21 protein-coding genes are annotated in these 22,758 nt (G+C 40.2%); 18 read left to right on the forward strand and 3 right to left on the reverse strand.

Annotated elements, in window-relative coordinates; translation table 11 throughout:
• Positions 1-91: 91 nt before the first annotated feature.
• On the forward strand, positions 92-982 hold the full coding sequence (locus tag QQK09_RS09270) for a DMT family transporter (protein ID WP_284203850.1): 891 nt from the start codon (positions 92-94) through the stop codon (positions 980-982).
• Positions 983-995: 13 nt separating this feature from the next.
• On the opposite strand, the gene QQK09_RS09275 is transcribed toward QQK09_RS09270, so the two are convergent.
• Both QQK09_RS09275 and rhlB read right to left on the reverse strand, forming a co-directional pair.
• A complete protein-coding gene (locus QQK09_RS09275) occupies positions 996-1,898 on the reverse strand; it encodes a Ppx/GppA phosphatase family protein (protein ID WP_284203851.1) in 903 nt (300 codons plus the stop codon).
• A gap of 10 nt (positions 1,899-1,908) precedes the next feature.
• Complete coding sequence (gene rhlB / locus QQK09_RS09280) at positions 1,909-3,177, reverse strand: ATP-dependent RNA helicase RhlB (protein WP_284203852.1); 1,269 nt, start codon at positions 3,175-3,177, stop codon at positions 1,909-1,911.
• A 121-nt stretch (positions 3,178-3,298) separates the two neighbouring features.
• On the opposite strand from rhlB, the gene trxA reads away from it, so the two are divergent.
• From trxA to polA, 7 genes are all read left to right on the forward strand, one after another.
• Positions 3,299-3,625: a thioredoxin TrxA gene (gene trxA, locus QQK09_RS09285; RefSeq protein WP_284203853.1), complete on the forward strand. Its 327-nt coding sequence runs from the start codon at positions 3,299-3,301 to the stop codon at positions 3,623-3,625.
• Between the two features lie 152 nt (positions 3,626-3,777).
• Positions 3,778-5,046 (forward strand): transcription termination factor Rho, encoded by a 1,269-nt coding sequence (gene rho, locus QQK09_RS09290; RefSeq protein ID WP_284203854.1) that lies wholly within the window; start codon positions 3,778-3,780, stop codon positions 5,044-5,046.
• Between the two features lie 77 nt (positions 5,047-5,123).
• A complete protein-coding gene (ubiD, locus tag QQK09_RS09295; RefSeq protein ID WP_284203855.1) occupies positions 5,124-6,593 on the forward strand; it encodes a 4-hydroxy-3-polyprenylbenzoate decarboxylase in 1,470 nt (489 codons plus the stop codon).
• 49 nt (positions 6,594-6,642) lie between these two features.
• Positions 6,643-7,338 (forward strand): NAD(P)H-flavin reductase, encoded by a 696-nt coding sequence (gene fre, locus QQK09_RS09300; protein WP_284203856.1) that lies wholly within the window; start codon positions 6,643-6,645, stop codon positions 7,336-7,338.
• A gap of 42 nt (positions 7,339-7,380) precedes the next feature.
• Positions 7,381-8,562 (forward strand): HDOD domain-containing protein, encoded by a 1,182-nt coding sequence (locus QQK09_RS09305; RefSeq protein WP_284203857.1) that lies wholly within the window; start codon positions 7,381-7,383, stop codon positions 8,560-8,562.
• A gap of 51 nt (positions 8,563-8,613) precedes the next feature.
• Positions 8,614-9,723 carry a 1-acyl-sn-glycerol-3-phosphate acyltransferase gene (locus QQK09_RS09310; protein ID WP_284203858.1) on the forward strand — a complete coding sequence of 370 codons (1,110 nt, stop codon included), beginning with the start codon at positions 8,614-8,616 and terminating at the stop codon, positions 9,721-9,723.
• 413 nt (positions 9,724-10,136) lie between these two features.
• On the forward strand, positions 10,137-12,965 hold the full coding sequence (polA, locus tag QQK09_RS09315; RefSeq protein ID WP_284203859.1) for a DNA polymerase I: 2,829 nt from the start codon (positions 10,137-10,139) through the stop codon (positions 12,963-12,965).
• A gap of 79 nt (positions 12,966-13,044) precedes the next feature.
• Here polA and QQK09_RS09320 read toward each other — a convergent pair whose 3' ends face one another.
• Positions 13,045-13,521 (reverse strand): Lrp/AsnC family transcriptional regulator, encoded by a 477-nt coding sequence (locus tag QQK09_RS09320; protein ID WP_284203860.1) that lies wholly within the window; start codon positions 13,519-13,521, stop codon positions 13,045-13,047.
• 671 nt (positions 13,522-14,192) lie between these two features.
• Here QQK09_RS09320 and pdxY point away from each other — a divergent pair.
• The 10 genes from pdxY to QQK09_RS09370 all read left to right on the forward strand — a co-directional run bounded on the left by pdxY (position 14,193) and on the right by QQK09_RS09370 (position 22,748).
• The gene (pdxY, locus tag QQK09_RS09325; RefSeq protein ID WP_284203861.1) at positions 14,193-15,050 is read left to right on the forward strand and encodes a pyridoxal kinase PdxY; all 858 of its coding nucleotides are present in this window, start codon (positions 14,193-14,195) and stop codon (positions 15,048-15,050) included.
• Positions 15,051-15,266: 216 nt separating this feature from the next.
• Complete coding sequence (locus tag QQK09_RS09330) at positions 15,267-16,034, forward strand: SDR family NAD(P)-dependent oxidoreductase (RefSeq protein ID WP_284203862.1); 768 nt, start codon at positions 15,267-15,269, stop codon at positions 16,032-16,034.
• A gap of 165 nt (positions 16,035-16,199) precedes the next feature.
• A complete protein-coding gene (locus QQK09_RS09335) occupies positions 16,200-17,189 on the forward strand; it encodes a bile acid:sodium symporter family protein (protein WP_284203863.1) in 990 nt (329 codons plus the stop codon).
• A 141-nt stretch (positions 17,190-17,330) separates the two neighbouring features.
• Positions 17,331-17,777 (forward strand): YgjV family protein, encoded by a 447-nt coding sequence (locus QQK09_RS09340; RefSeq protein ID WP_431312589.1) that lies wholly within the window; start codon positions 17,331-17,333, stop codon positions 17,775-17,777.
• Between the two features lie 233 nt (positions 17,778-18,010).
• On the forward strand, positions 18,011-18,802 hold the full coding sequence (locus QQK09_RS09345) for a transporter substrate-binding domain-containing protein (protein WP_284203864.1): 792 nt from the start codon (positions 18,011-18,013) through the stop codon (positions 18,800-18,802).
• 15 nt (positions 18,803-18,817) lie between these two features.
• Positions 18,818-19,486: an amino acid ABC transporter permease gene (locus QQK09_RS09350; protein WP_284203865.1), complete on the forward strand. Its 669-nt coding sequence runs from the start codon at positions 18,818-18,820 to the stop codon at positions 19,484-19,486.
• Positions 19,487-19,498: 12 nt separating this feature from the next.
• Entirely contained in the window at positions 19,499-20,149 is a 651-nt protein-coding gene (locus tag QQK09_RS09355; protein ID WP_284203866.1) for an amino acid ABC transporter permease, read from the forward strand.
• Positions 20,136-20,864, forward strand: a complete 729-nt coding sequence (locus tag QQK09_RS09360; protein WP_284203867.1) for an amino acid ABC transporter ATP-binding protein — start codon at positions 20,136-20,138, stop codon at positions 20,862-20,864. Before QQK09_RS09355 ends, QQK09_RS09360 begins: the two co-directional genes overlap by 14 nt.
• A gap of 29 nt (positions 20,865-20,893) precedes the next feature.
• Entirely contained in the window at positions 20,894-21,709 is an 816-nt protein-coding gene (locus QQK09_RS09365) for a MurR/RpiR family transcriptional regulator (protein WP_284203868.1), read from the forward strand.
• Between the two features lie 37 nt (positions 21,710-21,746).
• Complete coding sequence (locus tag QQK09_RS09370; RefSeq protein ID WP_284203869.1) at positions 21,747-22,748, forward strand: bile acid:sodium symporter family protein; 1,002 nt, start codon at positions 21,747-21,749, stop codon at positions 22,746-22,748.
• Positions 22,749-22,758: the final 10 nt, after the last annotated feature.

The following is a 22,758-nucleotide window of genomic DNA, read 5'->3' on the forward strand; positions in this document are numbered from 1 at the left end:
TTTTTATTTCTAGTTAGTGTAAAATGCATTTCTGTTGTTATTTATAGTCATCAAGCATGAAAGTGTATTTATATTTTTTAAGGCTCTCTCAATGATAAAAAACCAAAAAAAAGCGACTCTATTTGCTTTAATTGCTGTGGCTATGTGGTCGACAGTGGCCACTGCATTTAAGGTGACCTTAACCTATTTTTCACCGATTCAGATGTTATTGGTTGCTACCTGCACCACGATAATCGCGCTAACCTGTATCTGTTATTACCAAGGTAAGTTACACCTTGTGAAGCAATATGTTGTGAAAAGGCCTTTTTATTACCTGCTACTAGGGCTGATTAACCCCTGTTTTTATTACCTTATTTTATTTCAAGCTTACGACCTGTTACCTGCACAACAGGCGCAATCACTGAATTATACCTGGGCCATTACTTTATCTATATTAGCGGTGCCTTTTCTGGGGCAGAAACTGACTAAAAAAGATCTCGTTGCGATTGTGCTTGCTTATACTGGTGCGCTTATTATTGCAACTAAGGGGGATTTGCTTGCATTAGATTTTAGTAGCCCGCTAGGTGTGTCGTTGGCGTTATTAAGTACTTTATTGTGGGCGATGTATTGGATACTGAATGCTAAAAATAGCGGCGACCCGATTGCGTCACTGTTATTGTGTTTTTTACTTGGTTTGCCTGCAATTATTATCGCTACGCCTATTTTGAGTGACTTTAATATGCCTGATTGGCAAGGCTGGGCTGGCGCTATCTATATTGGTTTGTTTGAGATGGGATTTGCCTTTGTCGCTTGGTTAACCGCGTTACGTTATGCAGAAAATACAGCGAAAATTAGTAATCTTATTTTTATCTCGCCTTTTGTTTCATTGTTACTGTTAAATTTCATCATTGATGAGCCGATCTTTCCTGCTACCATTGTGGGTTTGATTTTTATTATTAGTGGTCTTTTGATTCAGCAGCTTAAGCGTAAAAATTTAACGTAGAGAATGAGGGCAATTACTTTTCAAACAGTATGCTAATCAAGCCTTCTCTTAATGCACCTTTAGAAGGTTTGATGTGCTCAACGTTTAAACACTCAAACAGAGCGATTAAAATTGCAAGGCCGCTAGCAAATACAGGCTTTCTTGATGTTTTTAAGCCGTCTATCTGTAACTGGTCAATCTGCGTAGAGTCGATACATTGCTGCTTGATATTGTTTAATAGTGACAGAGTTAAATCAGAGTCTAATTGCTGCGTGCTATTCACTTCATTTACGGCTTGAATCGTGCCTGATGCCCCCATGCACAATGACCATCCTAATGATTGGTATTGTTGTATATAAGGTTCAATCACCTGTTTGGCCGCCGCAATTGCAGCAGTAAAGTTTGCATGGTTTAGTTGGTTGTCTGAAAAGTGGTTATTCAACCACGTTACACAGCCCATGTTCAGGCTTTCAGCTTGTAATACTTCACTACCTTTACCAATAATAAGCTCGGTACTTGCGCCGCCGATATCTATCACTAATAACTGCTTTTGTAGCTGTTCTGTAAAAGCCACCCCTCGGTAAATCGTTTTAGCTTCGTCAATACCAGAGATAAGATTAATTGGATTTTGCAGAATTTGTTCAGCTTGAGGTATGAATAGCTGTTTATTATTTGCAAGACGTAATGCTGCAGTTGCGCTAATGAGTATTTTACAAGGTTGGATTTTGTCGAGTTCAGCTCTAAATTCGCGTAGGCAATTCAAACCACTTTCGATAGTTTGTTGATTTAAATCGTTATTTCCATCTAAGCCAGAAGCTAGTCTAACTTTTTGTTTCTTTTTAGAAAAAACGCTAAAACCATCGTCGCTTTTGGTGACTGTCAACATATGAAAACTGTTAGACCCAAGATCAATGATGGTATAGCGTGGCGCAGTCATAACGTATTACTTATCTCTTATGGCTACGGTGGTAGTTATCTTTACGACTATTTGGGCGCGTACTGTTATGCGCTTTAAATTTGCTTACTTTCATAACAGGTAATGAGTCAAGTAATGCATCTTTGTCGTATTCACTTACTGGAATAGTGTGTTTGATATATTCTTCAATACCCGGAAGATTAAAAACATACTTTTCACAAGCGAGTGTAATCGCAAGACCAGTTTGTCCAGCACGACCAGTACGGCCAATACGGTGAACATAATCTTCACAATCGTCAGGTAGATCAAAGTTAAATACATGCGATACTTTAGGGATATGTAGACCACGTGCAGCAACATCGGTTGCAACAAGAATATCTATTTCACCATCAGTGAACTGCTGTAATACTTTTTCACGTTTTTTCTGTGGTACATCACCGGTTAACAAACCTGCACGTAAACCATCACCTGCTAAATAGCCCCAGACTTTGTCACAAGCATGTTTTGTATTAGCAAAAACGATTGCTTTATCTGGCCATTCATCTTCCATCAATGTCAGTAACAACAGCATTTTGTCTTCATTTGAAGGGTAAAATAGCTCTTCGCTGATATTAGAAGATGTCATTTTTTCAGGTTCGATCTGAATATGTTCAGGATCGTTCATATGTTCAAAAGCAAGTTCTTGTACTTTATGTGACAAGGTTGCTGAAAATAGCATGTTTAAGCGTTGGTCTGCTGCAGGCATGCGTCTGAATAGATAACGGATATCTTTAATGAAACCAAGATCAAACATACGGTCTGCTTCATCCAGTACCACACTTTGAACCGACTCAAGGTTGATAACACCCTGTTTAACGAAGTCGATAGTACGACCCGTTGTGCCGATTAAGATATCAACACCTTTTTCTAGCTTATTAAGTTGAATTTCAACTTTTTCACCCCCATATGCTAAACCTAAGCGTATGTTGGTTGCTTTAGCGAGGATGATCGCATCTTTATGAATTTGGATCGCAAGTTCACGTGTCGGCGCTAAAATAATAGCGCGTGGCTGATTCTTACGGCGATTTTCAGGTGCTTCATTAACTAATAGATGATGAAATACTGCCGGTAAGAACGCGAGCGTTTTACCTGTCCCTGTTTGCGCTTGTCCTGCGATATCTTTCCCTAATAGGGTGATAGGCAGTGACAGTGCTTGGATGGGCGTGCAGAATTCATAGCCTTGTTCGGTTAGGCCTGAAACTAGACTCTTCTCAAGTGGAAGGTCTGCAAATTTTGTTTGAGTTAGGTGTGTTTTATTCATTTGCAGAGCATAACAGTTTATGCTTGCAATAAGTATTGAGATCGATTCAAATAATGAAAATTAATTTTGCTATATCCATGATATAGTGATTATCTACTATAGAATCCTTTTGGAGAGTACAATGAGCGACAATATCGTAACTTTAAGTGATGCAAGTTTTGAGCAAGATGTAGTAAATGCATCAGGCCCTGTTTTAGTTGATTTTTGGGCTGAATGGTGTGGACCTTGTAAAATGATCGCACCTATTCTGACCGAAGTAGCGACAGAATATGCAGGTAAAGTTACTATCGGTAAATTAAATATCGATGAAAACAGTGCAACCCCACCTAAATTTGGTATCCGTGGTATCCCTACGTTACTTTTATTTAAAGATGGTAAAGTTGCTGCAACTAAAGTTGGCGCACTATCTAAGAGCCAGCTAGTTGAATTTTTAGATGCAAATATCTAATAAATGACTTACAGATTGGATAAGTTGTGATCTACAGCATGTCCAATCTGGACTAATACAATTTTTAATGCTACCTTTACGCTCAAAATATGAGCAAATCAATTCTGATACTCATCATCCACTCACAGTAAATCTGATTATCTATATAACTTATGAATCTAACTGAATTAAAGAACACCCCCGTACATGATCTTGTAAAGCTTGGTGAATCTAAAGGGCTGGAAAGTTTAGCTCGCCTAAGAAAACAAGATATTATTTTCGCCATCTTAAAAGCCCACGCAAAAAGCGGTGAAGATATTTTTGGTGCTGGTGTCTTAGAAATATTACAGGATGGCTTCGGCTTCTTACGTAGCTCAGACAGCTCTTACCTTGCCGGACCTGATGACATTTATATTTCTCCAAGTCAGATTCGTCGCTTTAATCTGCGTACTGGTGATAGTGTTGAGGGTAAGATCCGACCACCTAAAGATGGCGAACGTTATTTTGCTCTATTAAAAATTAACCAAGTTAATTTTGATAAGCCAGAAAACTCACGTAATAAAATCTTATTTGAAAACTTAACACCCATTCACCCTGATGAGCGTTTACATCTAGAAAGTGGGAATGGTAGTACAGAAGATATTACAGCGCGTATCCTTGACCTTGTTTCTCCTGTTGGTAAAGGCCAACGTGGTCTGATTGTTGCACCGCCAAAAGCCGGTAAAACAATGCTGCTACAAAATATCGCACAAAGTATCACACAAAATAATCCAGATGCTGTGTTAATCGTATTGCTAATCGATGAGCGTCCGGAAGAAGTAACAGAGATGAGCCGTTTAGTACGTGGTGAAGTGGTTGCCTCTACTTTTGATGAGCCTGCAAGCCGACACGTACAAGTGGCAGAAATGGTTATCGAAAAAGCAAAACGTTTAGTTGAGCATAAAAAAGATGTAATCATCCTATTAGACTCAATCACGCGTCTAGCACGTGCTTACAACACGGTTGTACCAAGCTCAGGTAAAGTATTAACCGGTGGTGTTGATGCGAATGCATTACATCGTCCAAAACGTTTCTTTGGTGCTGCGCGTAACGTTGAAGAGGGTGGTAGTTTAACTATTCTTGCAACTGCACTTATCGATACAGGCTCGAAAATGGATGAAGTTATCTATGAAGAGTTTAAAGGTACCGGTAACTCAGAGATTCACTTAAATCGTAAACTTGCTGAGAAACGTATTTACCCAGCAATCGACATTACCCGTTCTGGTACTCGTCGTGAAGAGTTATTAACTAAATCAGATGAGCTACAACGTATGTGGATTCTACGTAAAATTCTACACCCAATGGGTGAGACTGGCGCAACTGAATTTATGATTGATAAACTCGGTTTAAGCAAAACGAATGATGATTTCTTTAATGCTATGAAGAATCAAAAAGCTAAATAATTCTTTTTAATTATTAAGTTAATAACGCTACTTTTATGTAGCGTTTTTTTTATCCATTTTTTGAGAAGTATAACTTTATGAAATTTGATGACTTACGTGACTTTCTGGCACAGCTTGAAGAGAAAGGGTTATTAAAGCGTATCAAGCAAGAGATTGATCCTAATTTAGAGATGACTGAAATCTCTGATCGTACCTTGCGTGCCGGTGGACCTGCGCTGCTATTTGAAAACCCTAAGGGTTACGATACGCCAGTGTTAACCAACTTGTTTGGTACTACTGAACGTGTTGCGTTAGCAATGGGTAAAGAGCATGTTTCTCAACTGCGTGAAGTGGGTGAATGGCTTGCTTACCTGAAAGAGCCTGAGCCACCCAAGGGCATTAAGGCGATGTGGGAGAAGTTACCTATCTTTAAGCAAGTGCTTAATATGCCTACCAAAACCGTTTCTAAACCTGCTTGTCAGCAAATCGTAATGGAAGGTGATGATGTTGATCTGACTAAACTGCCGATTATGACATGCTGGCCAGGTGATGTTGCTCCCTTGATTACCTGGGGATTAACCATTACACGCGGGCCTTATAAAAAGCGTCAAAATTTGGGTATTTACCGTCAGCAGTTAGTCGGTAAAAATAAAATTATTATGCGCTGGTTATCGCATCGTGGTGGTGCCATCGATTTCCAACAATGGCAAGAGGCTAATCCAGGTAAGCCGTTCCCTGTTTCTGTAGCATTAGGGGCTGATCCAGCGACCATTTTAGGTGCAGTCACACCAATTCCTGATGGTTTATCTGAATATGCTTTTGCCGGTTTGTTACGTGGTTCTCGTACTAAAGTGGCTAAAAGCTTATCTAATGATCTCGACGTACCTGCAACGGCGGAAATAATTTTAGAAGGTTACCTTCAGCCGGGCGAATTAGCACCAGAAGGCCCTTATGGTGATCACACGGGTTATTATAATGAAGTTGATGACTTCCAAGTAATGACAGTAACGCACGTTACAACGCGTGAAAAGCCAATTTACCATAGTACTTATACTGGTCGTCCACCCGATGAACCGGCTATTTTAGGTGTCGCGCTGAACGAAGTGTTTGTGCCTATTTTACAAAAACAGTTCCCTGAAATCGTTGATTTTTATCTGCCACCAGAGGGTTGTTCTTACCGTATGGCGGTTGTCTCCATTAAGAAACGCTATCCGGGTCACGCAAAACGTGTGATGTTAGGGATTTGGTCTTTCTTGCGTCAATTTATGTACACTAAATTTATCATTGTTTGTGATGACGATATTAATGTTCGTGATTGGAATGATGTGATGTGGGCAATTACAACACGCATGGATCCGGCTCGCGATACTACGATGGTTGAGCATACACCGATCGATTATCTTGATTTTGCATCACCGGTTTCAGGTCTTGGATCGAAAATGGGGTTAGATGCAACCAATAAATGGGCAGGTGAAACCGACCGAGAGTGGGGCGTGCCTATTGTTATGGATGAAAAAGTGAAAGATAAAATAGATACACTTTGGCAAGAATTAGATATTTTGGCATAATAATCGTTTATTGTTAATAACTTGTTAATCACACTGTAAAGAGAAATAAATGTCTATTGTTACTTGTAAAGTAAGCTCAATCGAAAAGTTAAATGATTTTTTATACCGTATTTTTCTAGCGCCACAACAAGCGGTGTCTTATAAAGCGGGGCAATATGTTTCTGTGGTGATGGGAGAGAAAGATAAGCGTCATTTCTCGATTGCTAATGCACCAAGTAGTGAAGTGATTGAGTTGCACATTGGTGCAACACCTGAAAATAGCTATGCAATGCAAGTGATTGAAAAAATGCAGAGTGATGGACAGGTTGAGGTAGAAATTGCCAATGGTGAAGCGTATCTTCGTGAGCAATCAGTACGTCCAATGATTATTGTTGCAGGCGGAACTGGCTTTGCTTATGCAAAATCGATTATCGAGCAAGTAGTTGCATTAAAATTAACTAATCCAGTGCACCTATATTGGGGCGTGAAAGAGCAGGATCATTTTTACCTTGAAGAGCAAGCTAAGCAATGGGATGAGACATATCAAAATATCCATTTTCATCCTGTTGTTGAATTAGCCGATGAGCAATGGCAAGGCGCACAAGGTTATGTTCATCAAGCGGTATTAAAAGATTTTTCTGACTTGAGTGCTTTTGATGTCTATGTGGTAGGTCGTTTTGAAATGGCCAAAGTTGTACGTGAAGATTTTGTTAAGCAAAATGGCAATGTAGAACATATCTATGGCGATGCTTTTTCCTTCATCTAATATAGATAATATTCACTCATGACAACAACAAGCGAACTCACAATGCCTTCTTTAATGGATGCGATGGATAAACTTTTTCTGCGCTTTTTAGTCGGAAAAAGTAAAATCTATAAAGAGGAAGAGTATAACGATGGCCTTTCAGAAGCTGAGCTTGACGATAAAGCGTTAAATACAGAATCAGCTTCTTCTGAAAATGGTTGGAACCAGCGTATTTTGTTGGATGTTGAAAAACAACGGGTAATGCGCGAGAAGGCTGATAAACAGCTGAATGATAAGCGTAATGCATTATTAACACGCTATTTTCAGCAGTCGTTGTTAAAGGTAATAAATCATCGCTTAGCAAATACCGATGAGGTTATTTTAGAGCAGCTACAGTTACGTGAAACGAGTCTTGAGTTATTAAAAAAATTACTTGCCGGAGAGCCGCGTTACTCGCAACTAGCATTATTATTAGAGGATGATATTGGTACACGTAATCGTTTATTATCCTTAGTGGCTAGTGAAGATTTTATGTCTGTGCTCGGGCGTTCCCCACGCTTCGTGCGTGATATTCAGAGTGCTGTGGGGTTGATAGGCACTGATGTTTTACGCTATTTGGTGCCCGCTATTTTATTCAAATACCGTATTAATGCCTATAGCCAACATAATTCCCTGTTCGCCAAAAAGTTGTGGCGTTATGAGATGACACTGGGGCAAACCTGTACTGCATTGTTAAAGGCTGATGATTATCGTCGCCCTTATGACGGCATGCTGCTTTCTGCGATGGTTAATTTTGCTTATGTTGCCAGTTATCAGCAGTATTTGAGCTCCTTTGAAATCGTGCGTAATACCTGTTTGGATCAGGCACGAGAAAAGGGTGAGAAGCGTCGTCACGACTTTTTCTATGATATTCAAACGGATGCAGCTTCGTTACAAGCGTTGTTAGTCTCACAATCAAGCTTACAATTGAGCCTTACCCTCTCTGAAAAGCTGTTTTCTAAATCATTCCCTCATTTGGTCAATGCATTAAAAGAAGAGGTTGAATCAACTCCTTTTGAAGTGCGCAGTAAACTCGGGCAATTGTTATTTAAAGCAGTACGTTTTGCTAAGTATGATCAACTACGTGCATCACGCCTTTTTAAGCCTGAGTTATTGGAACAATACATGCAAAATTCACATATCGAGCCTGATGTTTACAAAAGCTTGTTGCGTCAAGAGTTGTTCCGCTTTAAACCAACTTGGTAAATAGCGATAAAGCAGGTAAAATGCGCCTTCCATTTTATAGAGAAGAAAAAAATGCCAACTTCATCCGATAGATTCAGTGATATTCGCCCTTATAATGATGATGAGATCCAACCTGCGATCCAGCGTGTTATTAACAGTGATGAATTTATGGATGCTATTGTTAGTTTTCGTTTTTCTAAAATCGCCAAATTTGCCGGGTTTATGCTAAAACCGCTGTTACGTCGTTATTTTCTCTATAAGTGGGGAGGAATAAACAGTATCGATGAGATGCAGCAAGTGGTTGGTGGATATATGAAACATATGATCGCCTCGACCACCACTAAGTTTAGCTATTCAGGTCTAGAAAATTTAGATGCGAATAAAAATTACCTGTTTGTTTCTAACCACCGTGATATTGCCATGGATCCCTCCTTTGTAAACTGGGCACTATTTTCTGAAAATTTCAGAACAGTGCGTATTGCGATTGGTGATAACCTATTAAGTAAGCCGTTCAGTTCTGACTTAATGCGTATGAATAAAAGCTTTATTGTAAAACGCGCATTAACGGCACCACGTGAAATGATGAAAGCGGTGCTACAGCTTTCTGATTACATCTTCAGCTCATTACAAACCGATAGCAGTATCTGGATCGCGCAACGTGAAGGGCGTGCTAAAGATGGTTTTGATAAAACAGAGCCGGCAATCATAAAAATGTTTTACATGAACGGCAAAAAGAAAAAAATTGCATTTAGTGATTACATTAAACAGCTAAATATTGTGCCTGTTGCAGTTTCCTACGAACTCGACCCTTGTGATAAGCAAAAAGCCAAAGAGCTTTACGATAAAGCAGAAACGGGTGAGTATAATAAATCAGAGTTTGAAGATATCGAAAGTATCGTCAGAGGTATCGTCGGACAAAAAGGGCATGTTCATGTTGCTTTTGGTAAAGTCATTGATGGTGATTTTGAGGATGCAGAGCAAGTTGCTGGTGCAATCGATGAGCAGATCTATCAAAACTATTACTTGCACCCATCAAATTTTATCGCTGCACAACAAGAGCTCGAAAAAGTAACTGAGAGTGATAATCAAGCCTTTGCTGCCCACCTGAAAGGTATTGCTCCTGAGCTGCAAGAAACGGTCCTAAAAATGTATGCTAATCCGGTAAAGAACAGCCTTAGCTAACAAAAACGTTTAATTTTAAAGCGTTTTTGTTTTTGTTATGCACATTTGGTTTTTTCTGAAATTACTAGAAACTGTCACATTTGCGATATATGTTGTTGATAAGTAATATGTATTCTAAAATAATTGTGACAGCGCAATTTTTATTAGAAACTACTAACAGAGTTATCCACAGAGTTGCTGTGTATCGAAAGTGAACAGCCACTTACATTCTCACCCTTTTAGCATAAAGCGGCTTAAGCCTTTTGAATCGCTTTAATCACACCTAAATATCAATTTTTACACTTTGTTATAAAGCGTTAATTAACGTCGTTTCAACTCGCTCATTTATCGGTTTGAATTGCATGCTGAGTTTTGAACCTTGCATGATAACGGGTATACTCAGCGACTATTTCTTCTAACTGGGTAATAAGCTGATGGCGACGATTCCTGAAAATCCTTTTGTACTTGTTGATGGTTCTTCCTATCTATATCGTGCATTTTTCTCCCCACCACATTTAACAAATTCTGCAGGTGAAGCAACAGGTGCTGTTTATGGTGTTGTAAACATGCTTAAAAGCTTAATGCGTCAGTTTAATCCATCGCATATTGTGGTGGTATTTGATGCCAAGGGTAAAACATTTCGTGATGATATGTATAGCGACTACAAAGCTAACCGCCCGAGTATGCCCGATGATCTACGTATTCAAATAGAGCCGCTTCACGCTGTGATTAAAGCGATGGGCTTACCGATATTAATTGTTGATGGTGTTGAAGCAGATGATGTTATCGGTACGTTATCTAAAAAAGCGAGCGAAAAGGGCATTAAAACCCTGATTAGTACTGGCGATAAAGATATGGCGCAACTGGTTGATGAGCATACTCTGCTAATTAACACCATGACTGATACCGTGATGGATGTGCAGGGCGTGAACGATAAGTTTGGTATTCCACCAGAGCTGATTATCGATTACCTTGCGCTAATGGGCGATAAAGTAGATAACATACCTGGTGTACCTGGTGTCGGTGAAAAAACCGCACTCGCTATGTTACAGGGCATCGGTTCAATGGATGCTATCTATGAAAATCTCGATAAATTAGCACCGCTTGGCTTCCGTGGTAGTAAAACCATGGCGAAGAAGATGGCTGATAATGAAGAGATGGCACGCCTTTCTTATCTGTTAGCAACCATTAAGCTAGATGTTGAACTAGATGTTGCTTATGAAGACTTTAAACATGGCGAGCAAGACAGCGATGAGCTAGTTAAACTGTTTGGCAAGTTAGAGTTTAGACGTTGGTTATCTGCATTGCTTGATGGCGGCACAGTTGTTGACTCACCATCAGATAGCGCAGCTAATAGTGCTGTGAATGGCGCAACAAATAACAACTCGTCTGCGAATATAGCACCTGCTAATAAAGCGTTAGTAGATAGAAACAGCTATAAAACAATTTATACTCTAGGGCAGTTAAAACAGCTTATTAAAAAGCTTGAAGCAAGTGAGCTATTTGCCTTTGATACAGAAACAACCAGTCTCGATTACATGCAGGCAGAGGTTGTCGGGCTTTCATTTGCAATTCAGACCAATGTTGGCAGTAATGATGCACCTGAAATCGAAGCTGTTTACCTACCACTTGCACATGATTATATCGATGCACCAACGCAGTTAGATTTTGCTGAAACAATGGCGACACTAAAACCATTGCTTGAAGATGATGCCCATAAAAAAGTGGGGCAAAACCTTAAATACGATCGCAGTGTATTACTCAATCATGGCATCGAATTAAAAGGTATTCAGTTTGATACGATGCTGGAATCTTACATTGTAGATAGTACGGGTAAGCACGATATGGATACCCTTGCTGTTAAATACTTAGATCATAAATGCATCTCTTTTGAAGAGATCGCTGGTAAAGGTAAAAAACAGTTAACCTTCAATCAAATAAGCATTAAAGAAGCTGCGCCATATGCCGCTGAAGATGCTGATATTACGTTACGTTTACACCTTGAGTTATATAGTCGCCTGAAAGAATCTGAAGCACTGTTAACGCTGTTTAATGAAATTGAATTGCCGCTATTAACCGTGCTGTCTGATGTTGAGCGTGGTGGTGTCGCGATCGATAGTGAACTATTAGCGGTGCAAAGCACTGAAATTGCTAAACGTTTATTAGAGATTGAAGAGTTAGCTTATGAAGAAGCAGGTAAGCCATTCAACTTAAGCTCACCAAAGCAATTACAAACGATTCTTTTTGAAGAGTTAGAGCTGCCTATTTTGAAGAAAACACCAAAGGGTGCTCCTTCAACAGCCGAAGAGGTCTTGGTTGAATTAGCGCAAACTTATCCACTGCCAAAATTGATTATTGAGCATCGTGGTTTGAGTAAGCTAAAATCGACTTATACCGACAAGCTACCAAAAATGGTTAATGAAAAAACTGGCCGTGTGCATACCTCTTATCATCAAGCGGTGACTGTCACCGGGCGTTTATCATCAAGCGATCCAAACTTACAAAATATTCCTATCAGAAGTGCAGAAGGGCGTCGTATTCGCCAAGCCTTTATTGCACCAACGGGGTATAAAATTGTCGCTGCCGATTATAGTCAAATCGAGTTACGTATCATGGCGCATTTGTCACAGGATAAAGGCCTGTTAGATGCGTTCTCAAACGGTGTAGATATTCATAAAGCTACCGCTGCAGAAGTCTTCTCAGTAAGCTTAGAAGAGGTTACCGTTGACCAACGTCGCAGTGCAAAAGCGATTAACTTTGGTCTTATTTACGGTATGAGTGCCTTTGGTTTAGCAAAACAATTAAACATTGGTCGTAATGAAGCACAGCAGTATATGGATAGATATTTCCATCGCTACCCTGGTGTATTAACCTATATGGAAGATACGCGCACCGTTGCTAAAGAGCAGGGTTATGTTGAAACAATTCTAGGTCGTCGTTTACAACTGCCAAATATCAATGCACGGAATGGGATGCTTAAAAAAGCTTCTGAGCGTGCTGCAATCAATGCACCAATGCAAGGTACGGCAGCGGATATCATCAAAAAAGCGATGATCGATGTAGCGAGTTGGGTTGCTGAACAGCCACAGGATACTGTGCAACTGTTAATGCAAGTACACGATGAATTAGTGTTTAGTATTAAAGAGGATTGTGTTGAGGCTTATACGCAACAGATTCAGGATATTATGGCTAATGCAGGGCAATTAGATGTACCACTGATTGCTGATGCTGATATGGGTAATAACTGGGATGAAGCGCATTAATCTTCATTAACCGAATAAAGGCTTTCTTTTAGAAAGCCTTTTTTTTGGATTTTTATTGGTAAGTACGATGCTTATAGCCTTAGTCTAGCGGTAGCTCGGTCTTTTTTATCATCTCTCTTAATACAAAACTAGAATGCACACCGGTTACTCCTTCCAACTTAGTCAGTTGACCCAGTAAAAATTTTTCATAGTGTTCCATATCTCGCACGATCACTTTCAATAAAAAATCGGCTGATTGTCCAGTGACAATTAAACACTCTAATACTTCAGGTAGCTCAGAGATAGCACGCTCAAAGTTATCAAAGCGCTCTGGTGTGTGGCGATCCATCGTGATACCAATCATTGCGGTCAATTTAAGTCCTAGTACTGCTGGTTTCAAAAGGGTGACATGTTTGTCAATAATGCCCGACTCTTCGAGTCGTTTTACGCGACGTGAACAGGGGGTCGGTGATAAGCCAACTTTATCAGCTAACTCCAAATTACTGATACGTGCATTGCTCTGCATTAAGGTAAGAATTTTTTTATCAATACGGTCTAATTTAATGAGTTCTTGCATGTCATCTCTTCCTTTTGATGGTTTTCACTAATAATATCTTATTATAGGGTTAAATGTTGTGCAAATGGTGATAATTTAGAGCTACTTTGCAACCACTCCCTACGCTATCTGTTTTATAGTTAGTTCATGGATAGCGAGCGAAGTTTCTTACCAGAAACGGGTGGTTATACCCTTACAAAGGTGCGCCAACTCGCTAATTCTTCTTCCTATATCGACCTTCCCAACAATATTTCTCTCGTGAACTTGTTATCTAACCATTGCTACAATTGATAAATTATTAGTACTTATTCTGTGTTTTAACAGCAAAATAAACGCAGGTTGACTGATATTATTTATAAAAACTGAGTGTAACTAGATCAAAATGCGTACTAAGCTAACTATCAATCATATTTATATAACGCATTGAGAGTGGGGATAGCATCCTGCATAAGTGATTAAAGTAGTTGTTTATAAGTTGTTAAACTATTTAAAATAGAATCAGAAATAATCATTAATTTACACTGTTTTTGTTGTTAGTCTTATGATTTATAATAAAATTATTTGGCGTTATTCAATGTTCTTAATATTAACCGTTCGCTAACTTAAGTCCGTATTCATCGTTAACAATTCTATATTAGTAGAAAAGGCATAATTGTCTTTTTACTTTTAACTTCTAAAAAATGGTAGGCATCATGAAAGGTATTATCTCTATTCAGTCACACGTTGTATTTGGTCATGCGGGCAATAGCTCTGCAGTATTTCCCTTACAGCGTATGGGTTTTGAAGTTTGGCCGATTCACACAGTTCAATTTTCTAACCATACTCAATATGCACAAGGGTGGACGGGGAAAGCTTTTCCTGCCAGTGAGATTACCGATTTAGTGGCGGGTATTGATGCGATTGGTGAATTAGGTAATTGCGACGCGCTATTATCGGGATATCTAGGTAGTGCTGAGCAGGGTATTGCATTAACCGAAGTGGTTAGCCGAGTAAAAAAAGCCAATCCGAATGCCCTTTACGTCTGTGATCCGGTGATGGGCGATCCGGAAAAGGGCTGTATTTTGGCTGAGGGGGTTAGTGAATATATCGTGGATAGCGTTATGCCTATCGCGGATGTGATTGTGCCTAACCAATTTGAGCTTAGCCGTTTTGTGAAGATGCCAATAAATAATTTAGAGGATGCAATTAAAGCCTGTCAGAAAGCCTTAACGCTTGGGCCTAAAATAGTGCTTGTTAAGCATCTACATAGCTTGTCAGAAGAGAAATTCAGTATGATGCTTGCTGACCAAAGCGGTTGTTACTTGGTAACAAGGCCACATCTTGAGTTTGCTAAAGCACCTGTGGGTGTTGGTGATCTTATTTCTGCGCTATTTACTGCAGGGTTAATGAAAGGTTGGTCTCCTATTGCAGCGTTCGAGCATGCTAATAATGCCAGTTACGATGTATTAGCAGCAACGCAAAAAAGTGGTGAGTGGGAGTTACAAACCATTTTAGCGCAGCAGCAGATTGCACACCCCAATTCAACATTTGGCGCACGCAAAGTCGATTAATTGATTGCGCAGTCAACCTGAAAAATAAACTCGCTTTACGAATATAAGCGAGTTTTATTTTTTAAATAGTCATTCCTCATTTTATTCTCCCTTAATTCAAATTTATTGATTTCCTCCAGCATCTATTTTGTACAGCGCTGTTTATCACTTCTACACTCTATTTTAGCTAAGTTATATTGATAGCATTAACCATGACTCTCTAGAAAGGAATGTAAAATGACAGCGAATAAAAGACCCATAGTATTAATCACCGGTGCTACCTCTGGATTTGGATTGGCGACGGCAAAAAAGTTTGCACAGCAGGGGTATCCGATAATTATTACCGGGCGAAGAGCGGATCGTTTACAAGCGTTAAGCACAGAGTTAAAGCCACTTACCGACGTGTTTTCTGCAGTGTTAGACGTCAGAGATAATGATGCGGTTATAGCGTTTAATAAACAACTGCCAGAAGCGTTTAAGCAGGTCGCGATACTTATCAACAATGCAGGGCTAGCATTAGGCGCAGAACCCGCAGATCAAGCCAGTTTAGCGAATTGGCATACCATGATTGATACCAATGTAACGGGTTTAGTGAATGTTACGCATAGCTTTTTAACAACGCTGCGTGCACAACCGTCAGCAACGATTATTAACCTAGCAAGCATTGCCGCTAACTGGCCTTACCCAGGCAGTAGTGTGTATGGTGCAAGCAAAGCCTTTGTTGCACAATTTTCAAGAAACTTACGCAGTGATTTTGCTGGTACCGGGGTGCGTGTGACGAGTTTAGAGCCGGGATTAGCTGAAAGTGAATTTAGCTTAGTCAGGTTTAAGGGCGATCAAGAAAAATATAAGCAAATTTATGATAATGCAAATGCCTTACAGCCGGAAGATATTGCGAATATTATATTGTGGATTACAGAGCAACCGGCACATATAAATATCAACAGTTTAGAGGTAATGCCAACCTCTCAGGCATGGGATAACTTTAAAATAGTTAAACAGTAAACATCTCATCTTTATGCCTCTATTTAATAACTATATTAAATGGGGGTCTTGGCCTTTCCCGTGTGTTTTTTTAAATGACAGCCAACTATCCTGTATGATGCGGTTCAAAATTATTTTGCGTGTTAATAGATCGTCAATAAACATATCAAAGAGTAAATAGTAACGATGAAGATAATAAACAAACTAAAAAAAGAGTGGTTTTTAGTGGGGATGGTGCTCGCGATTGGGTTAGCGGCACTGAGTGCAGATGTCGGTCGTACTGGTGGTTTGATTCACCTCGATAAGTTGACCGGTATTGGCGTTGCTCTGGTGTTTTTTTTGCACGGGTTAGGGCTTTCACCCTCTGCGATTAAAGCAGGTATTAGTAATTGGCGTTTACATATCTATATCCAGCTAGCGACTTTTTTAGCTTATCCACTGCTGTGGGTAGTTTTTGGAGATCTTCTACTCGCTTATATGCCCTCTGCGTTAGCCTTTGGTTTTTGTTATCTGTTTGTTTTACCAAGTACTATCTCCTCCTCTGTTGCGATGACCAGTGTCGGTAAAGGTAATGTTCCCGGTGCTATCTTTAACGCCTCGTTATCGAGCATCTTGGGTATTTTAATCACGCCACTACTTATTCAGTTGTTTATGGGTTTTGAGGGGGCGAAGTTAGATCTCATGGAGTCTGTTATCTCTATTGGTAAGCTATTGCTGTTACCGATGATAGTGGGGCAATTAGCACGCCCATTGTTATTAAGCTTTGCCGAAAAACATAAAGCAGTGGTTAATAAAGTCGATAAATATGTGATTCTATTAATCGTGTATAACGCTTTTTGTGATTCGGTTGCGAACGGTATTTGGCACTCTTTTTCACTACAATTATTACTCTCCTCAATCGTCATTTGTAGCGTGGTATTATTAGTGATGGTACATTTAGTGCAGTGGGGCGCACGTCGATGCCAGTTTATATTAGCGGATGAAGTCGCTGCTGTTTTCTGTGGTACTAAAAAAACCTTAGCAGCAGGTATTCCAATGGCAACGGTTATCTTTGGCTCAGATCCTAATTTAGGCATGTTATTACTGCCAATCATGCTTTACCACCCGATTCAGATTTTTTACTGCGCGATATTAGCCAGTCGTTATGCTGAGCAAAGTGAGCAGTTAGCAAGATAATGTTGCAGTAGTTAATGCATGAAATAGTGTTGATAAATTAATATTAGGGGATTTATATTGTCGTTTTTTGAAGGTGAATTGGGCTCCTATTTTGCTCAGTTTGTTGGTCTATTAGCTTATGCTATTGGGTGCTAGGAACTCATAGATAGGCAAGGGCAGGGCTTTAGAAATAAGCTAACTCTGTTTAGTATTGTGATGATGGTACATTTTCTATTATTGGGGGCATTGACCTCTGCCAGTGTGGTCGCATTAGGTGCGCTACGTACCTTTATCTCGACCAAAACCAAATCGACACCAGTGATGTTGTTATTTGTGGCCGCTATTATTGGTGTAGGTTTAATGACTTTAACTAGCCAGGCCGAGTTGTTAACTATAATAGGAACTTCAGTCGCGACGATTGCACTGTTTAAGCTAGAGGGCATTGCTATGCGTGCCTGCATATTATTGAACTCATTGTGTTGGTTAATAAATAATTTTTACTTAGGCTCGATTGGCGGCACTGCTGTTGAGTTTACTTTTGTTATTATTAATTTATATAGCATCTACAAGCTCTATTCAGCGTCCCCTAAAAAGTCGACTGCAATTTAATGTGATTCATTACTAATCTTTTGCTCTGTTAAGCTCTTTCCCCCGCTCTTTTTTGGTGCGTATTACGCACCAAAAAAGGCTAAATATCTTATTTCTACCTCTCTGTTTATTTTCACAAATCGATTAACCACTTGCTTTAAAGGGTTTTATAGATTTTTTCTCTGTTGGCACGTTCGTTGCAATAATTAATTTAGTTGTTCCAATTGTTTCGTTGTTTAATATGGAGATACAAGATGAAATTTTTTAAAGTCCTATCTAGTTTACTTTTGTCAGCCTCGTTGCTGTTTTCTGTGCAATCTGTGCATGCTGATAAACTTTCACAAATCAAAGAGCGCTCAGTACTTAAAGTCGCTGTGCCGCAAGATTTTCCTCCTTTTGGTTCAGTGGGTCTCGACCTTAAACCACAAGGTTACGATATCGATATGGCAAAATACCTTGCTGAACAGTTAAATGTGAAGTTGGAACTGGTACCTGTGACTAGTGCTAACCGCATCCCTTATCTACAGACAGGTAAGGTGGATCTAGTGATTTCTAGCATGGGTAAAAATCCAACACGTGAAAAAGCGATCGATTTTAGTGACGCTTACGCTCCTTTCTTCTTGGGTGTATTTGGTACCGAAGATGAGCAAGTCAGTTCTGCAGCTGATCTAAGTGGTAAAACAATCGGGGTAACACGTGGTTCAGTAGAAGATCTTGAGTTAAGTAAAGAAGCGCCTAAAGACACTATTATTAAGCGTTTTGAAGATAATAACAGTACGTTATCAGCCTTTTTATCGGGACAAGTATCGCTGATTGCAACGGGTAATCTAGTGGTTGCAGAGTTAGCGACGCGTTACCCAAATAAGGCGCCAAAAACTAAGTATATGATTGAAAATTCACCTTGTTATGTTGGTGTGATGAAGAGACAGGAAGCATTATTAACTGAAGTGAATCGTCTCATTAAACTTGCGAAGAAAGAGGATGTATTAGAGAAATTTTCTCAGAAGTGGTTAAAAGCACCATTCCCTGCAGACCTTGATTCATAAGCGGAAGCAGACACGATGAGTTATCAACTTGATTTCGCAAGTCTAGTTCCCTACCTGCCGGAGTTTGCGGCAGGTGTGTGGACAACGATTGAGCTTACTATTATATCTACGCTAGGTGGATTAGCACTTGGCACTTTTTGTGCTCAAGGTCGAATCAGTAATGAGGCGTGGTTACGAAGAACTTGCGCCTGTTATATTGAAGCAGTAAGAAATACCCCTTTTATTGTGCAACTATTTTTTATCTTTTTTGGTCTACCTGCATTGGGCCTGAAAATGACGGCTTGGCAGGCGGGCATGATCGCAATGATCATCAACCTCGGTGCTTATAGCGCAGAGATTATCCGAGCTGGTATTGAAGCTGCGCCTAAAGGGCAGTGGGAAGCAGGGAAAACATTAGGATTAACCCGTCGCCAAATTTTTATGCATATTATTCTTCCGCCAGCTTATCAACGCGTTTATCCCGCACTGGTTAGCCAAAGTATTATCGTTATGCTTGGCTCTGCGGTGGTCTCGCAAATTTCCGTTGAGGAACTGACCTTTGCGGCTAACTTTGTGCAGTCACGTAGCTTCTTAAGTTTTGAGTCATATATGTTAGCAGCAGTTATTTATTTAGTGCTGGCTATCTTGATGCGTCAGGCTTTTGGTCTGTTAAAGTGCATTGCATTCAAAAACCCATCTCTGTAGAAGGATTTAAAAATGGTACAGTTTACCGATTGGGATATTCTAAAAAATCTGCTACTGGCAGCACGTTGGACTATCCTACTCTCTTTATTAGCGTTTGCTGGTGGCGGTCTATTTGGTCTGATATTGACCCTGTTACGCAGCATGCGTAATACCTTTATCACTCGTGTTATTCAGTGTTATGTTGAAGTTTTTCAAGGGGTTCCGCTATTAATGCAACTCTTTCTGACCTTTTTCGGCCTGTCATTATTAGGCATCGAAGTTGATGCTTGGACGGCTGCAATATTGTCATTAACTCTATTTAGTAGCGCATTTTTCCACGATATATGGCGTGGTTGTATTGAAGCCTTACCAAAGGGGCAGTGGGAAGCTTGTCGCACCTTAGGTTTCACTTACATGCAGACGATGCGTTATATCATCGTACCGCAAGCGATGCGCATGTCGATTGCACCGACGGTTGGTTTCTCGGTGCAAATTGTGAAAGGTACGGCATTAGCCTCGGTGATTGGATTTGTGGAGCTAACCAAAGCAGGCACCATGATCAATAATGCGGTTTTTGAACCCTTTAAAGTGTTTGCTTTAGTTGCTTTGTTGTATTTTGTTATCTGTTTTCCCCTATCTGTTTTAGCACGCTATCTGGAGAGTAAAAATCATGTCACTCGTTAGTTTAGATGAAGTCCATAAATACTATGGCGAAAATCATGTTTTAAAAGGTGTTGATCTTAGAGTCAATGCTGGTGAAGTTGTATCAATTATTGGTCGTAGTGGTTCAGGTAAAAGTACGCTATTACGTTGTCTGAATGGGCTAGAAGAGTACCAACAAGGCGCGGTGATTGTCGATAATCAATCCGTTGAGAATGATGATTATAAGCTACGTTTACTGAGCCGCAGTGTGGGCATGGTATTTCAAAACTTTAATCTTTTCCCGCATATGACCGTGGGCGAAAACGTGATGTTAGCGACTAAGCTAGTATTGAAAAAATCGGTAACAGAAAGCCGTCAGTTAGCAGAAGAGTTATTAGCAAAAGTGGGTTTAGCGGATAAGTTTGATGCATATCCAGGTAACCTATCGGGTGGTCAGCAACAGCGTGTTGCCATTGCTCGTTCATTAGCGATGTCACCTAAAGTATTGTTATGTGATGAAATTACCTCTGCACTGGATCCTGAATTAGTGGGCGAAGTGCTAAAAGTTCTAGAGCAGCTAAAAGAGGAGGGCATGACCCTGATTCTTGTGACTCACGAAATGAATTTTGCACGTGATGTCGGTGACCGAGTTGTATTTATGAATCAAGGTAAGGTGTGGGAAACAGGCCCGAGTGATGAGGTTTTTGCTAACCCACAAACTGACGAGCTGAAAAGCTTCCTAGCCGCAGTAAGGTAAACATAAAGGCCATTATTAAGGAATAGAAGATGACCAACAATTGTAATCCATTGATTGAACGTATAACTCATCACTATGCAGAGTTGACTGAAGGCAGTCGGCGCCTTGCTGATTACCTGCAGCTCAATCCAGAAAAGATTCTGATCCTTTCAACTAATGAGATTGCCGAAGCCTGCTCGGTTTCTAAAACCAGTGTTAGTCGTTTTATTCGTAAGCTAGGTTATGAGGACTATGCCGCACTACGTAATGAGTTGTTGGAGCTACGCGACAGTGGCGAGCCTATTCAAACCGGTGTCGTTACGGGGGATTTTCAGCAAGATATCGCTGCCTTACAGCAATTACAGGAACAGCTAAGTAATGCCAACCTAGATCCATTAATCATTGCTATGGCTAACGCGCCGCGCATTAAAATTATTGGTTATCGTAATAGTTATCCACTGGCAATTCATTTTCGTCAACAGTTGATGCAGTGTCGTGGTGCTGTGGAACTATTGCCTCTGCCCGGACAAACCATCGGTGAAGACCTCGCGGCGATTGAGCCAGATGACTTTGTGATTGTAATTGGCATTCGTCGTCGAGTCAGTCACTTCCCGCAAATTATTGAGCAGCTTAAAGGGCAGCAGTGTCTATTGATCACGGATCAGTCGGGACAGAAATATGCACAGCATGTTACTCATCTTTTGGTTTCTCATATGAATAATCAAACACCACTCGATAGTTATGCCGTGCCAATGAGTTTGATTGCACATTTGGTAAATAGCACCTATCGATTGTTAAAAGAAAAAGCCACACAAAACAGCAGTAAAATCAGCAGGAATTACACAAAACTTAACGAGTTAGAGTAGTTATCACCATTATTAAATAGAGGTAGGCGATTAAACGATGAATATTATCAGTAAGCTTAAAAAAGAGTGGTTTTTAGTGGGTATGGTGGTCGCCATTGCTTTGGCGATGATCAGTGCCGATGTCGGCCGCAGCGGTGGTTTGATCCATCTCGATAAACTAACTGGTATTGGTGTTGCGATTGTTTTTTTCTTACATGGCTTAGGTTTATCGCCTGCTGCGATTAAAGCGGGCATTACTAACTGGCGTCTACATATTTATATACAGCTTGCGACGTTCCTTGCTTACCCACTGCTTTGGGTTCTATTTGGGGATCTCTTTTTAGCTTACATGCCTGCCGCGTTAGCCTTTGGTTTTTGTTATCTATTTGTTTTACCAAGCACCATCTCCTCTTCGGTTGCGATGACCAGTGTTGGTAAAGGCAATGTGCCGGGGGCTATTTTTAACGCCTCGCTATCGAGCATTCTTGGTATTGTTATCACACCACTGTTAATTCAACTGTTTATGGGTTTTGAAGGGGTGCAGTTGGATCTGATGGCGTCGGTGATCTCGATTGCTAAATTACTCTTACTGCCGATGATTCTAGGTCAGTTGGCACGTCCTCTGTTATTAAGTTTTGCTGAAAAACATAAAGCGGTGGTTAATAAAGTCGATAAATATGTCATTTTGTTAATCGTTTACAACGCTTTCTGTGACTCGGTTGCTAATCGTATTTGGCAGTCATTTTCGATTGAGATGTTAGTCACTGCGATCGTGATCTGTACGCTGGTACTGTTATTTATGGTGCATCTGTTTCAATGGGGGGCGCGTCGTAGCAAATTTGAATTAGCCGATGAGGTCGCTGCGGTATTTTGTGGCACTAAAAAAACATTAGCGGCGGGTATTCCGATGGCAACGGTGATCTTTGGTAGCGATCCAAACTTAGGCATGATTTTACTACCGATCATGCTTTATCACCCTATTCAGATATTTTATTGCGCGATATTAGCCAGTCGTTATGCAGCGCAAAGTGAACAGACACAGACCGTATCAGCTAGTTAATTTCCAAGGA

It is taken from the genome of Psychromonas marina (genome assembly GCF_030161115.1).
Classification (GTDB): Bacteria; Pseudomonadota; Gammaproteobacteria; order Enterobacterales; family Psychromonadaceae; genus Psychromonas; species Psychromonas marina.

Excerpts from the sequence above, each read along its gene's own strand:
- QQK09_RS09270 (WP_284203850.1), top strand. The coding sequence starts at position 92 with ATGATAAAAAACCAAAAAAAAGCGACTCTATTTGCTTTAATTGCTGTG.
- QQK09_RS09275 (WP_284203851.1), bottom strand. The coding sequence starts at position 1,898 with ATGACTGCGCCACGCTATACCATCATTGATCTTGGGTCTAACAGTTTT.
- rhlB (WP_284203852.1), bottom strand. The coding sequence starts at position 3,177 with ATGAATAAAACACACCTAACTCAAACAAAATTTGCAGACCTTCCACTT.
- trxA (WP_284203853.1), top strand. The coding sequence starts at position 3,299 with ATGAGCGACAATATCGTAACTTTAAGTGATGCAAGTTTTGAGCAAGAT.
- rho (WP_284203854.1), top strand. The coding sequence starts at position 3,778 with ATGAATCTAACTGAATTAAAGAACACCCCCGTACATGATCTTGTAAAG.
- ubiD (WP_284203855.1), top strand. The coding sequence starts at position 5,124 with ATGAAATTTGATGACTTACGTGACTTTCTGGCACAGCTTGAAGAGAAA.
- fre (WP_284203856.1), top strand. The coding sequence starts at position 6,643 with ATGTCTATTGTTACTTGTAAAGTAAGCTCAATCGAAAAGTTAAATGAT.
- QQK09_RS09305 (WP_284203857.1), top strand. The coding sequence starts at position 7,381 with ATGCCTTCTTTAATGGATGCGATGGATAAACTTTTTCTGCGCTTTTTA.
- QQK09_RS09310 (WP_284203858.1), top strand. The coding sequence starts at position 8,614 with ATGCCAACTTCATCCGATAGATTCAGTGATATTCGCCCTTATAATGAT.
- polA (WP_284203859.1), top strand. The coding sequence starts at position 10,137 with ATGGCGACGATTCCTGAAAATCCTTTTGTACTTGTTGATGGTTCTTCC.
- QQK09_RS09320 (WP_284203860.1), bottom strand. The coding sequence starts at position 13,521 with ATGCAAGAACTCATTAAATTAGACCGTATTGATAAAAAAATTCTTACC.
- pdxY (WP_284203861.1), top strand. The coding sequence starts at position 14,193 with ATGAAAGGTATTATCTCTATTCAGTCACACGTTGTATTTGGTCATGCG.
- QQK09_RS09330 (WP_284203862.1), top strand. The coding sequence starts at position 15,267 with ATGACAGCGAATAAAAGACCCATAGTATTAATCACCGGTGCTACCTCT.
- QQK09_RS09335 (WP_284203863.1), top strand. The coding sequence starts at position 16,200 with ATGAAGATAATAAACAAACTAAAAAAAGAGTGGTTTTTAGTGGGGATG.
- QQK09_RS09345 (WP_284203864.1), top strand. The coding sequence starts at position 18,011 with ATGAAATTTTTTAAAGTCCTATCTAGTTTACTTTTGTCAGCCTCGTTG.
- QQK09_RS09350 (WP_284203865.1), top strand. The coding sequence starts at position 18,818 with ATGAGTTATCAACTTGATTTCGCAAGTCTAGTTCCCTACCTGCCGGAG.
- QQK09_RS09355 (WP_284203866.1), top strand. The coding sequence starts at position 19,499 with ATGGTACAGTTTACCGATTGGGATATTCTAAAAAATCTGCTACTGGCA.
- QQK09_RS09360 (WP_284203867.1), top strand. The coding sequence starts at position 20,136 with ATGTCACTCGTTAGTTTAGATGAAGTCCATAAATACTATGGCGAAAAT.
- QQK09_RS09365 (WP_284203868.1), top strand. The coding sequence starts at position 20,894 with ATGACCAACAATTGTAATCCATTGATTGAACGTATAACTCATCACTAT.
- QQK09_RS09370 (WP_284203869.1), top strand. The coding sequence starts at position 21,747 with ATGAATATTATCAGTAAGCTTAAAAAAGAGTGGTTTTTAGTGGGTATG.